The organism is Alphaproteobacteria bacterium, from assembly GCA_018667735.1.
Lineage (GTDB): Bacteria > Pseudomonadota > Alphaproteobacteria > Rickettsiales > JABIRX01 > JABIRX01.
This window is the reverse complement of sequence record JABIRX010000026.1, coordinates 1-12547: the sequence shown is the minus strand read 5'-3', so window position 1 is coordinate 12547 and position 12547 is coordinate 1. Positions and strand designations below refer to the sequence as shown.

Annotated in this window: 13 protein-coding genes and 1 tRNA gene; 10 read left to right on the top strand and 4 right to left on the bottom strand. The window is 33.5% G+C overall.

All coding sequences use genetic code 11. The features are described 5' to 3' along the window. Nucleotides 1-228 precede the first annotated feature (228 nt). The gene (locus HOH73_02695) at nucleotides 229-1095 is read right to left on the bottom strand and encodes a hypothetical protein (protein MBT5827767.1); all 867 of its coding nucleotides are present in this window, start codon (nucleotides 1093-1095) and stop codon (nucleotides 229-231) included. Nucleotides 1096-1223: 128 nt separating this feature from the next. Here HOH73_02695 and HOH73_02690 point away from each other — a divergent pair, with 128 nt between their 5' ends. The 3 genes from HOH73_02690 to HOH73_02680 are packed head-to-tail and all read left to right on the top strand — an operon-like array spanning nucleotide 1224 to nucleotide 3160. Continuing rightward, the gene (locus tag HOH73_02690; protein ID MBT5827766.1) at nucleotides 1224-1784 is read left to right on the top strand and encodes a BON domain-containing protein; all 561 of its coding nucleotides are present in this window, start codon (nucleotides 1224-1226) and stop codon (nucleotides 1782-1784) included. A gap of 3 nt (nucleotides 1785-1787) precedes the next feature. Continuing rightward, complete coding sequence (locus HOH73_02685) at nucleotides 1788-2246, top strand: nucleoside deaminase (protein ID MBT5827765.1); 459 nt, start codon at nucleotides 1788-1790, stop codon at nucleotides 2244-2246. A gap of 5 nt (nucleotides 2247-2251) precedes the next feature. After that, nucleotides 2252-3160 carry a hypothetical protein gene (locus tag HOH73_02680; GenBank protein MBT5827764.1) on the top strand — a complete coding sequence of 303 codons (909 nt, stop codon included), beginning with the start codon at nucleotides 2252-2254 and terminating at the stop codon, nucleotides 3158-3160. 2 nt (nucleotides 3161-3162) lie between these two features. Here the strand turns inward: HOH73_02680 and HOH73_02675 are convergent, their stop codons facing one another. After that, nucleotides 3163-3525, bottom strand: a complete 363-nt coding sequence (locus HOH73_02675; GenBank protein ID MBT5827763.1) for a hypothetical protein — start codon at nucleotides 3523-3525, stop codon at nucleotides 3163-3165. Nucleotides 3526-3607: 82 nt separating this feature from the next. On the opposite strand from HOH73_02675, the gene HOH73_02670 reads away from it, so the two are divergent. The 3 genes from HOH73_02670 to HOH73_02660 are packed head-to-tail and all read left to right on the top strand — an operon-like array spanning nucleotide 3608 to nucleotide 6918. Next, nucleotides 3608-5185 (top strand): phosphoglycerate dehydrogenase, encoded by a 1578-nt coding sequence (locus HOH73_02670; protein MBT5827762.1) that lies wholly within the window; start codon nucleotides 3608-3610, stop codon nucleotides 5183-5185. Between the two features lie 48 nt (nucleotides 5186-5233). Continuing rightward, complete coding sequence (locus HOH73_02665) at nucleotides 5234-6235, top strand: ABC transporter permease (protein ID MBT5827761.1); 1002 nt, start codon at nucleotides 5234-5236, stop codon at nucleotides 6233-6235. Next, a complete protein-coding gene (locus HOH73_02660; protein MBT5827760.1) occupies nucleotides 6235-6918 on the top strand; it encodes a M48 family metallopeptidase in 684 nt (227 codons plus the stop codon). Before HOH73_02665 ends, HOH73_02660 begins: the two co-directional genes overlap by 1 nt. 2 nt (nucleotides 6919-6920) lie before the next feature. Here the strand turns inward: HOH73_02660 and HOH73_02655 are convergent, their stop codons facing one another. Together HOH73_02655 and HOH73_02650 are read right to left on the bottom strand one after the other, a co-directional pair. Continuing rightward, nucleotides 6921-7241, bottom strand: a complete 321-nt coding sequence (locus HOH73_02655) for a hypothetical protein (GenBank protein MBT5827759.1) — start codon at nucleotides 7239-7241, stop codon at nucleotides 6921-6923. Continuing rightward, nucleotides 7242-8531 carry a S41 family peptidase gene (locus HOH73_02650; protein MBT5827758.1) on the bottom strand — a complete coding sequence of 430 codons (1290 nt, stop codon included), beginning with the start codon at nucleotides 8529-8531 and terminating at the stop codon, nucleotides 7242-7244. A 150-nt stretch (nucleotides 8532-8681) separates the two neighbouring features. Between HOH73_02650 and HOH73_02645 the strand changes: the two genes are divergently transcribed. The 4 genes from HOH73_02645 to HOH73_02630 all read left to right on the top strand — a co-directional run. Next, a tRNA-Gly gene (locus HOH73_02645) sits at nucleotides 8682-8756 on the top strand. Nucleotides 8757-8863: 107 nt separating this feature from the next. Beyond that, entirely contained in the window at nucleotides 8864-10825 is a 1962-nt protein-coding gene (gene dnaK, locus HOH73_02640; GenBank protein ID MBT5827757.1) for a molecular chaperone DnaK, read from the top strand. Next, nucleotides 10825-11937 carry a molecular chaperone DnaJ gene (dnaJ, locus tag HOH73_02635; protein MBT5827756.1) on the top strand — a complete coding sequence of 371 codons (1113 nt, stop codon included), beginning with the start codon at nucleotides 10825-10827 and terminating at the stop codon, nucleotides 11935-11937. Before dnaK ends, dnaJ begins: the two co-directional genes overlap by 1 nt. Nucleotides 11938-12040: 103 nt before the next feature. Continuing rightward, nucleotides 12041-12547, top strand: a 507-nt coding sequence (locus HOH73_02630; GenBank protein MBT5827755.1) for an ankyrin repeat domain-containing protein, incomplete at its 3' end; no start/stop codon positions are given.

Genomic DNA, 12547 nt, shown 5'->3' with positions numbered 1-12547 from the left:
CAAGCTGAAGCAAGCACAGCAGCAAGCCCCCAAGATCTATCTCATGTTGCAAGACTAGCTGAGCAAAGAGCACGAGAAGAAGCAAGAGAACCGCAGCCTAATGGCAGATAAAATATAGTTAAAGTAAAAAAACTATATGCTAAATCCCTACCCTTACTAGCTATATAATCTGAAGTGTTTTTTTATCCTGCATTTATAAAATACAAAATTTAGAAACTGTTAAGATATTTATCTCTGCATTCCCTCTAGTAAATTAGCATCCAATCTGCGGGATAATTCTGCTGCCACAAAGCCTTTTTTACCTTGAGTTACTTCTGCTAATTTACTACTTACAGTCTGTAGTTGCTCTTGACTTAAATCCTGCAGATTTACAAAATCTTTCTCCGACATGCCAATCATTTCACCTTTTATTTGCCACAATTTATTGCCCTTCTCATTAATTGTAACTTTAATGAAATCGGGCAGTAAGCCAGCTTTCTGAGCCATATCAAGTAACTTTTCTACTGCACTTATTCTAGGCCTTTCTTGTGTACCACCTACCAAAGTGATAACTTTACTAGTTATAGCATCTATAGATCTTGGCTCGTTATTAACTGGTTCATCTATTTTGTTATATTTTAGGTCACTCAAAAACAAGCTCTCTAATTCAGACGTTAACCTCGCTAATGGCTCATGTTTTTTTTGTTGTAATGGGTCTTTTTGCAAAATATGATCTAGCTCTCCTGTAAAGCGTCCTATAATAACTGAAATACCATCTGGACTTGTTAAAGAGCCTGCACCTCCAGATTGAACGTTTTCTTTCATGGCACTAATGGCCTTCTCTAGAGCATTAACCATCTTAAGAGTAAAGCCAGGGTTCTGCGCTTCTACAAGACTTATCATACTCTTCAGCATTTCCATACGAGTTTTCTCTACCCCTGGAGGTTTTTTCATCAAATACGCTAAAATCATAACAGCTTGTCGTTGATGTAGCAAATTCTGCAAATTAAAAGGTACGCCTCTTAATAACAGTAAAATTGCTAGAGATACTTTTCGCCCTAACGCAGCCTTGCGCATTTTTTCTGGACTGGTTATATCTTCAAGGTCTTTGTACATTTAACGCTAATATATTTTAATATGTTTATAGCATATGATTTACGAATTTGCAATTTTAGGGCCTGTAATAATATTATTATCATAGAATAGTAATTTGACTTAATTGATTTTTTTTTTATAGTAAATATATGAAAAAAATTTTTATCTTACTACTACCTCTTTATTTAATTTCTTGCGTTGAAACCATAGCAATCACCAGTTTTGGCTCTGCTTATTTAATAACACGAACTAAACCAGTTGAAGACAGCCTAATAGACGCTAAGATAAGTGCACAATTAACCAAAAAAATCAAACTTCATAAAAATAAGGAATTAAGCAGCAACCTATATTTTAATGTGTATCAGGGCAGAGTTCTACTTACTGGAACTTTAAATAAACAAAATAACCTTACACAAATATCAGATAATATTTGGCAAATAGATGGAGTGAAAGAGTTAATTAATGAAACTTCTATAAAAGGCCAAACTAAGCGAAAAATCATCACTGATTATTATTTAGCTAGCAAAGTAAAAAGCAAATTCATGTTAAAAAAAGATATAAAAGCCTTCAATATTAATGTTGAAGTATATAATCAGAATGTTTATCTAATAGGTAATGTAACGACAGAGAATGAGGTGAAAAAAGCAGCAAAAGCAGCAGCAACAGTGAAAGGTGTAAAAAAAGTTACTTCTTTCTTGCGAAAAATCTAGTAAATGAATTCGGTATTTATAAATCATATTGATTTGGCCCTTAAGCAAGCACAAATAGCCTTTAATTGTGACGAAGTACCAGTAGGAGCAGTAATTGCACATTACAAAACTAAGGAAGTTATAGCGCAATCTTACAATAAAGTAAAAACCCTAAACAACCCCATAGCCCATGCTGAGCTGAATGTGATACAAGAAGCGTGCCAAAAGTTGAAAGTTTCAAGGTTAGATGATTATGATTTATATTGCACTTTAGAGCCATGTGTGATGTGTGCATCCGCTATTGCAAAAGCTCGAATAAAACGCTTATATTTTGCGGCAAGTGACAATAAATATGGAGGCGTGGTCAGTAATTTGAAATATTTTTCAACAAATGCTTGTCATCACAAAGTAGAATATTATTATGGTATGAAGGAAATGGAAGCGAAAAAACTATTAAAAGATTTTTTTGCACAAAAAAGATAAAGAAAATGGCAACAATAAAGACTGTAATTACTTCTATATTATTTTTGGTTATATTAGCAACTAACTTAAAAGCCAAAGATGCATTGATTCCCTCTTTAAACAATGATGAGGAAACTATTTTTAATTATGACAACCTCAACATTGAGAAAAAAAATATTGTTGAAAAACCACCCAAAAGTACCAGCATCAACTTAAAAGTAGAGCCTAATCTCACAAAGGAAACAATTGAAAAGACTGTCAAAAAAGAGCAACAACCAATTACTACCAAAGAGTCTCCACTTATTATTGCCAAAGAACCTAAAAAAATAGAGTTCTTTAACATATTAGATTTAAAAACTCAGGCAAAAATAGCTTGCCCAGTGACACCAACTTTGAAGCATAAGGAAGCTAATATACCTACAAAATTTCAACTAAATAATAATTTAAGAAGATATTTTAACTCACCTGAGATTTCGGCAGGAGATATTTTATACATTAAGGGCCAAATTAAGGATATTAATTGCACCCCTGTAGCTGGTGCCGTAATTAATCTTTGGCAAGTTGATGCATATGGTAGTGGTGCACATAAAGATAAATATTTTATTGGTAATGGCACGGCAGTTGCAGATAATTCTGGCAATTTTTCTTTTATTACAATCTTCCCAAATGAAGAGTCTCTTTACAAACAACATGCTTTAACCACTCCTAACTTAAATATTCAAATAAAACATCCAGATTTTCAAAATTTTACTACCAAAATTTACTTTCCTCTTGAAAAAAACCTTTCTGATTCTAAGTTTAGTTCTCTTGATCAATTTAACCAAAACTTACTTACTTCTGAACTAGTTCCTCTTGATCAGCAAAATCTTAATTTAGGTTATTTTATGTTATTTGACATAACTGTAAATGGAGTTGCTAAATTTAGAAAGCTCTAAACTTAGCATCTTATTTCCTTAATTTTTTTCAAATGCTCAATTCTTCGCTTGAGAATATTGATCTGCTCCTCTTCATCACCCTTAAAATCAAGAAATAATAAAGACAAACCAGCCTGAAAGATTGCTATCAAAAACAAGCCAGAATTTTTTACTACTTTCAGTTTTTGTTTATTTCTATATCTTTCTATTTGCAGCTCAAGACTTGCTTGCTCAGTAGTTAAGCTTGCACAATCTTTATTAAAATCACCAGATTGCATAGTAAAAAAGCTTCGCTCTGGTTTAGTACAAGATACAAATATAGAAAATGTTAATAATATGGAAAATATTCTTTGTAACAAAATTAACCTTATATTTAAAAAAGACATTTAAGTTGATCGAAATTGCTTTATATTTAACAAAGCTATTACTATAATAGCAAGCTAATAAACCAAAAACAAATAGTAAGCAATGCCCAAAGTTTTAATCTCAGATAAAATGTCCCCCTTAGCAGAAAAAATCTTTAAGGAAAAAAATATTGATGTTGATGTTATAACTGGACTAGATGCCAACGAGTTATGCAAAATAATAGGAAATTATGATGGATTAGCAATTAGGTCATCTACCAAAGTTAATGCAGAAATATTAGCTCATGCTAAAAAATTAAAAGTAATAGCTAGAGCAGGAATAGGTGTTGATAATATAGATCAAAATGCTGCAACTGATCATGGTGTTATAGTGATGAATACGCCTTTTGGTAATTCTACTACCACAGCAGAGCATGCGATAGCTATGATGTTTGCTATAGCAAGGCAAATCCCTCAAGCAAACTCATCAACTCACGCAGGTAAATGGGAAAAATCTAAATTTATGGGTACAGAGCTAACGGGTAAAACCCTGGGTGTAATTGGCTGTGGTAACATTGGATCAATTGTTATAAAAAAGGCTCTTGGTTTGCAAATGAAAGTTGTGGGCTATGACCCTTATTTAACCAATATAAGAGCTAGTGAATTAGGTATTAAAAAAGCTGAATTAGATGAGTTATTTGCGCAGGCGGATTTTATAACACTACATGTACCCCTTATTGAATCTACCAAGAATATTATTAATGCTAATAATATTGCCAAAATGAAAGATGGAGTTTTCATCGTTAATTGCGCTAGAGGAGGCTTGGTTAATGAAGCTGATTTAAAAGAATCTTTGGATAGTGGTAAGGTAGCTGCTGCGGCTTTAGATGTGTTTGAAAACGAGCCCGCTAAAAAAAATGTTCTTTTTGGCCATGACAACTTAATTTGCACGCCACATTTAGGAGCATCAACCAATGAAGCGCAAGTTAATGTTGCTGTGCAGGTTGCGGAACAGATTTCTAACTATCTAAATCATAATATTATAGAAAATTCTCTAAATATTCCATCTGTTTCACCAGAAGATGCTAAAGCACTTAATCCATATTTAAAATTAGGCGAGATATTAGGAAGCTTCATTGGGCAAATTTCAGATGACCGTATTAGAGAGATCAAAATATCTTATCAGGGTAAAGTTACAAAGTTAAATACCAAGCCTATTACTGCAGTTACTTTAAAAAGCATCTTAACGCCGGTTATGGAAGGGGTTAATATTGTTAACTGCACTAAAATGGCAGCAAGAAAATCTATTAAAGTAGAAGATGTAGTTAGCAATGAAAAATCTGACTATGCAACATTTCTAAACATAGATATTATTGGTGAAGATAGCACAACTCACATTGCTGGTACTTTGTTTCAGAACGAACCAAGAATAGTTTCTGTTAATCAAGTAAAATTAGAAGCTAATTTATCACCAAATCTCTTATTCGTTAAGAATGAGGACAAGCCAGGTTTGATTGGAGATCTGGGTAAGTTTCTAGGTGACAAAAAAATTAATATTGCAAATTTTCACTTAGGCAGAGAATTAAGTAAAGCTAGCTCTGCTATTGCCTTAATTGCAATTGATCAAAAAATTAGCAGCGCTGACATTGAGCAAATATCAAAAATGGATAGTGTAACTGAAGTTAAAATTATAAAATTCTAACTTCAACATTTCTGTTTTAATAACTTATAGAAATCTTTAATCTTAGCTATGCAAAAAACAAAATGGCTAAAATTTAAAGAAAATAAGCGAGCATATTACTCGTACATAATTTTTGTCTTTATCTGCTTATTTTCTATTTCTTTTGATTTTATCTCAAATGACAAGCCCATTTTAGTCAAATACGATAATTCATATTATTTTCCCATTTTCACTAAATATGCTGAAACTGAATTTGGTGGTGACTTTAGTAGTGAAGCAGATTATCAGGATGATTATGTGCAAAGTTTAATTAAAAAAAATGGGTATTTTATTTCTCCATTTTTCACATATAATTACGATACTATTAATTACCAATTAGCTTCCCCAGCTCCATCAAAGCCAGATAAGCATAATATTTTGGGTACTGATGATCAGGCAAGGGATGTGCTTGCACGTTTAGTTTATGGGCTTAGAATATCATTAATTTTTGGTTTTTTGTTAACTATCATTAGCTCAGTTATTGGCATCTTTATAGGGGCATTATCTGGTTATTTGGGTGGAAAGTTTGATTTATTCTCACAAAGAATTATTGAGGTTTGGGCTAGTATGCCCGTTATATTTATCTTAATAATTTTAGCAAATTTTATAGAGGCCAGTTTTTGGTGGCTTTTATTTATTATGCTTCTATTTAGTTGGATGGGCTTAGTAGCTCCAGTTAGAGCTGAGTTTTTAAAAGCTCGAAAATTAGAATATGTTTTGGCAGCTAAAGCTTTTGGCGTAAGTGAGCTTAGGATTATTTTCAAACATATATTACCAAATGCTTTAGTTGCTAGCATCACTTTTTTGCCTTTTATTTTAAGTAGTTCTATTGTTTCATTAACAGCACTTGATTTTTTGGGTTTTGGCATGCCAGCAGGAACGGCCTCACTTGGCGAATTATTAGCACAAGGCAAAAATAACCCCGAAGCTATCTGGCTGAGCTTATCTAGCTTTTTTACCTTAACCTCTATTTTAACTCTAATTATTTTTATTGGAGAGGGTGTCAGAGATAGTTTTAGGGCAAATCAATAATGAATCACCCTTTTAACATCAAATATACTAAGCGTAAAAACTCTATAGCATTAAAAATAGCAAATAATCAAGTTACGGTACTTGCGCCAATTGGCACTACTTATTTTACTATAAATGACTTGCTGAACAAAAAAGCTAAGTGGATTCAAAATAAAATAGTGACAACAAAAAACCAAGAATTAAAGCGTAATGAGCTATATCTTTTTGGTCAAAAGCAACTCATCAATTTTTATCCAGCTAAACAGAATTATTTTTCTCTAACACCAGATCAACAATTAGAATTTTATTACAACAAACAATTAAGCTCTTTAGAAATTAAGTTTTTATTTTCTAAGTGGCAGCAAAATTTTGCTCACAAATATATTTTAGCTAGAACCACAGAATTAATTAAACTCACTAAATTAAGCCCGTGTAAAATCATATTAAAGCAAACTACTTCTCAGTGGGGTAGTTGCTCTGCTACTAAAAATATTAGCTTATGCATGAACCTACTTTATACTAAAAAAACTGTCCTTGATTACGTTATCATACATGAGTTATGCCATTTAAAAGAAATGAACCACTCGAAAAATTTCTGGCAATTAGTAGAAAAATTCTGCCCTAATTATAAAACAGAGGTAGAATGGTTAAAAAAGCATAATTTTTTAATAGAATATGATAAGGAGTTGGCTTTTAGTTTGTAGAGCTACTTCTTGCTTGGCAGAATAATCATTATTTCATTTGTCTTTGTGTAATAAAGCTGCTTTTTCATTTCTCCTTCCAGCACATCTTCATCAATATTCTTATGGTCTAACGCTTTAATTTTTTGTTCATATAATATTAAATCTGCTTTATTAAGCTCATATTCATTAATAAGCCCTTGTAGCTCTGCTTTTTTCTTGTTTGTGGAGAGCATATTATACTTACCTATGAAAAGCTGAAAGATAAAATAGCTTATAATTAATAAACATATTGTTGCTAACGTAATGGCCCCTTTATAGGGATTGTCTTTTCTTAAAACAATCACTTATTTAAGTACAGATAAAGCATGTAATAAATCTACAGCTCTGGCTAATTGATAATCTTCTTCATAAAGCTCATTTAGCTTTTCTTGATTAGTTCTAGCTTCATCTTTACTTTTTTGCTCTGCTAAATGTCCTTTTAAATTAGCTTCAGAAATATATTCATTGTCATTTATCTTAATTTTTGTTTGCTCTACTTCTATATCTGGAATTATGCCCTTAGCCTGTATTGAATTGCCTGACGGGGTATAATATTTAGAAGTGGTAATGCGCATACCCAAATTTGTACCAAGTGGAACTACGGTTTGCACTGAGCCTTTTCCGAAAGATTTTACACCCATTACCACAGCTCTTTTGTGATCTTGCAGCGCGCCTGAAACTATTTCTGATGCAGAAGCTGAGCCCTGATTGATTAATACAACTATGGGTAAACCTTTGGTAATATCTCCACTAGAGGCATTGAATACTTCTTCGGAGTTACGCTGCCTGCCTTTAGTTGAAACTACCACACCTCCATCCAGAAATAGCTCACTTATACCTATTGCTTGGTCTAGTAAGCCGCCAGGATTGTTACGCAAATCTAATACTATGCCCTTCAAATTTGTAGACATTTTACTGGCTAATTTTTTATATTGAGACTCTAAATTGATTGTAGTATTTTTAGAAAAAGAAGTAACCCTAAAATAACCAATATCATCAATAATTTGCTTAGATTTAACTGAGGCTATTTTTATTGTGTCTCTGGTTAGCGTAAAATCAAGTGGTTCACTTTCTCCTTTTCTCACTATAGTAAGCACTACATCACTACCCTTTGGTCCTCTAATTCTTTGTACTGCTTGATTAATATTTAGGTCTCTAACTGACTCCTTATTTATCATAGTAATATAATCAGCTGGCTGGAGCCCAGCTTTGAAAGCGGGGGTGTCATCTATTGGGGAAACCACTTTTAATAAGCCTTGATCCATGGTTATTTCAATGCCAACTCCGCCAAACTCACCACTAGTTTGCACATGCATTTCTTTGAAATCATCTGGATTTAGAAAGCCTGAATGAGGATCTAGAGATCTAAGCATGCCATCATATGCTGAATAATATAATTTATCCTCTTCTATTTCCTCAACATAATTTTTCTTTGTTATGTTTATGATTTTCTTCATTAATTGCTCATGATTAACGTCGTTACTACGCGTAAGCAAATTAGGCAGACTATTTTTACTAGCTTCACCTGATACTGACAAAGTTAAAATTACTGTCACTACAGAGACCAAAAGATAAGCGGCTATTTTTTTAAACATAAAATTTAATATTGTAATTAACCCCAAGATATCAAGCTCTTTGGCAAATTGCAATTGAATAAAATTAAAAAAACAAGCGTCTTTATGCAAAGAAAATAGAGAAAATAATTGACTTATTACTAATAATGAAGATATTCTGATGACCCCATCGCGGGTGTAGCTCAGTGGTAGAGCGCAACCTTGCCAAGGTTGAGGTCGAGGGTTCGAATCCCTTCACCCGCTCCATAATACTAATATAAGTGATGTATAATAAAAAAATATTAATACAAAACCTTGAAATTAATAACTAAGTAATTATATCACTATCAAACATTTAATCGAACAGGTAAATAATGGCTAAAATTATAGGAATTGATTTAGGAACTACAAATTCATGCATTGCAGTAATGGATGGTTCTGATCCCAAAATAATAGAAAATGCAGAAGGAGCTAGAACTACTCCTTCAATTGTAGCTTTCACAGATAAGGAAGAGTTAGTAGGAGCTCCAGCTAAAAGACAAGCTGTAACTAATCCAGAAAACACAATCTTCGCAGTTAAAAGATTAATCGGGCGTCGTTATGATGATCCATTAACTGAAAAAGATCAAAAAATTGTTCCATACAAAATAGTTAAAGCGCCTAATGGTGATGCATGGGTAGAAGCAAGAAAGAAAAACCATTCACCAAGCCAAATTAGTGCGAGTATCTTAAGAAAGATGAAAGAAACTGCAGAAAGTTTCTTAGGTGAAAATGTAGAGAAAGCGGTAATCACTGTACCTGCTTACTTTAATGACGCTCAAAGACAAGCAACAAAAGATGCTGGAAAAATAGCCGGTCTCCATGTTGAAAGAATCATAAATGAGCCTACTGCCGCAGCATTAGCTTATGGCTTAGATAAAAATGAAGGTAAAACCATTGTTGTGTACGACCTTGGTGGTGGTACATTTGACGTTTCCATTTTAGAAATTGGTGATGGTGTATTTGAAGTAAAAGCTACTAATGGTGATACATTCTTAGGTGGTGAAGATTTCGATATGCGCATTTTAAATTACTTAATTGATGAATTTAAAAAAGAGCAGGGCTTTGATTTAAAGCAAGACCCTCTAGCTTTGCAAAGATTAAAAGAAGCAGCTGAAAAAGCTAAGATAGAATTGTCATCATCACAAGAAACTGATATTAATTTACCATATATAACTGCAGATAGCACTGGTCCTAAGCATTTAAATATCAAACTAACTAGGGCTAAATTAGAGCAACTAGTTGAAGAATTAATTCTGCGTACTATAGAACCATGCAAGAAAGCATTACAAGATGCTGAAATTGACAAAAATGAGATTGCGGAAGTTATCTTAGTTGGTGGTATGACTAGAATGCCAAAAGTACAAGAGAAAGTACAAGATTTCTTTGGTAAAGAACCGCATAAAGGGGTTAACCCTGATGAAGTAGTAGCCTTAGGTGCAGCGGTTCAAGCTGGAGTATTACAAGGTGATGTTAAGGATTTATTATTATTAGATGTAACACCATTATCACTAGGTCTTGAGACTATGGGAGGAGTTATGACTAAAATCATCGAAAAAAACACTACTATTCCAACTACCAAAAGCCAGGTTTTCTCTACTGCAGAAGATAATCAAACTGCGGTTACAATTAGAGTTTTCCAAGGAGAAAGAGGAATGGCTAGTGACAATAAATTACTAGGTCAATTTAATCTAGAAGGAGTGGCACCAGCGCCTAGAGGAATGCCTCAAATTGAAGTATCTTTTGATATAGATGCAAATGGTATTGTAAATGTTTCTGCTACTGACAAAGCTACTGGTAAGGAACAAAAAATTACTATTCAAGCATCTGGTGGCTTATCTGACGCAGATATTGAGAAAATGGTTAAAGATGCTGAGCTTAACGCTGATAAAGACAAAGCCAAAAAAGAATCTGTAGAAGCTAGAAACCAAGCTGACACATTGCTTTATTCTACTGAAAAATCTTTAAAAGAGCATGGTGACAAAGTTGATGCTGATACTAAATCTGACATTGAGAATAAACTAGCCTCATTAAAAGAATTATTAGAATCTAGCGAGCCAAAAGCTGAAGATATCAAAGCTAAAACTGAAGAATTAACTCAGGCTTCTATGAAGTTAGGTGAAATTATGTATAAGCAAGCTGCAGAAGAGCAAAATGCTGCCTCAGCTAGTGGTGAAGATAATGCAGATCCTAAAGCAGCAAATGATGCCGATGAAAATGTAGTTGATGGTGACTTTAAAACCGTCGATGAAGATGATTCAGGCAATAATGACGATCAACAACGTAAAAATTCTTAATGTCTACAGATTATTACAATATATTAGGAATTAGCAAAGATGCTTCGGAGGCTGAAATTAAAAAGGCCTACCGCAAGCAAGCTATGAAATTTCATCCAGATAAAAACCCTGGAGATAAAGCGGCGGAGAAAAAGTTTAAAGAAGCTAATAATGCTTATGAGATCTTAAAGAACCCCCAAAAACGAAATCAGTACGATAATTATGGTACTACTGATTCCAATAATTTTGGAGGATCATCTTCTGGTGGCTTTGGTGGCGGCGGCATGAATTTCAGTGACATTTTCAGTGATTTCTTTAGTGAAGCATCAGGGTCATCAAACAATAGAGCCAGCGAAGTTGATAATAGTGGCTCTGATTTGCGTTACAATATTGAAATTTCATTAGAGGAGGCTTTTAAAGGCTCAGTAAAAGAAATTTCTTTTTCTGTAAACCAAGCATGTGGTAAATGTGACGCCACTGGTTCTAGCTCAAAGTCTCGTCCATCTAATTGTGGAGTATGTAAAGGAACAGGTAGAGTTAGAGCGCAACAAGGTTTTTTTGTGGTTGAGCAAAGCTGCTCTAATTGTAGAGGCACTGGGCAAATTATCAAAGACCCATGTATTACATGTCATGGTTCAGGCCGAGTGAACCAAAACAAAAAACTAAAAGTAAAAATACCTAAAGGTGTTGATAATGGCACAAGAATTAGACTTGAAAATGAAGGAGAGGCAGGTTTAAGAGGGGCAAGATCAGGTGACTTATATATTTTTGTTAATATTAAAAATCATAAGTTCTTTGTACGCGATGGTAGTAATATAAAATGCGCAATACCAATTAAATTTACAACAGCAGCACTTGGAGGTTCTATTGAAATACCAACTATTTCAGGTAGCAAACTTGAATTAAGAATTCCAGCTGGAACGCAACATGGCAATAAATTTAGATTAAAAAACGAAGGCATGCCTATGATGAACTCAGCTTTAAAGGGCGACATGTATATAACGGCAAATATTGAGATTCCAGATAAATTAACGGCTAAACAAAAATCTCTACTTACAGAATTAGATCAAGATTTGGAGTTATCCCCAACAGCTAAGGGAGTGTTTGATAAATTTAAAGATTTTTTTAAATAGTTATTTTAATTAAATACGCTTTTTTATTCATATTATATAAAGTAACTTCACGAATAGCATAAAATATGTTATAATATCTAATTAATTGTAAATTTAGGGTGTTATGAAAATATTTAAGCTAGCATTAACTGCGCTTGCAAGCGCAAGAGCAACAGAATTTAACACACAAAGAAACAAACCTTTAACCAAAGTTTCTGCAGATTTTACAGGTAATGATCATTTAAGCCCTACTTCTAAAAAGCCAATTATTAGCCTATCTCAAGTAACGAATGATGGCTCTTCTATATCATTAGACGCACTGCTTTCTAATGCGGTTAAAAAAGGCGACATTACCGCTGTAGAACAGGCTATTGCAGCTGGTGCAGAGGTAAATAAGGCTAGAACAGATGATGGAGCAACGCCTTTATGGATTGCAGCTCAAAAAAGGCGTGGTGATATAGTAAAAGCATTAATAGAAAATAGTGCAGATGTAAATATAGCGCATATGGATGGCAAAACGCCTTTATATGTAGCAGCAGAAAATGGTGAACTCGCTGTAGCAAAGCTATTACTAGATAACAGAGCAGAGGTAAATCAGGCTATGAATCATGGAGCAAAGCCTTTATATATT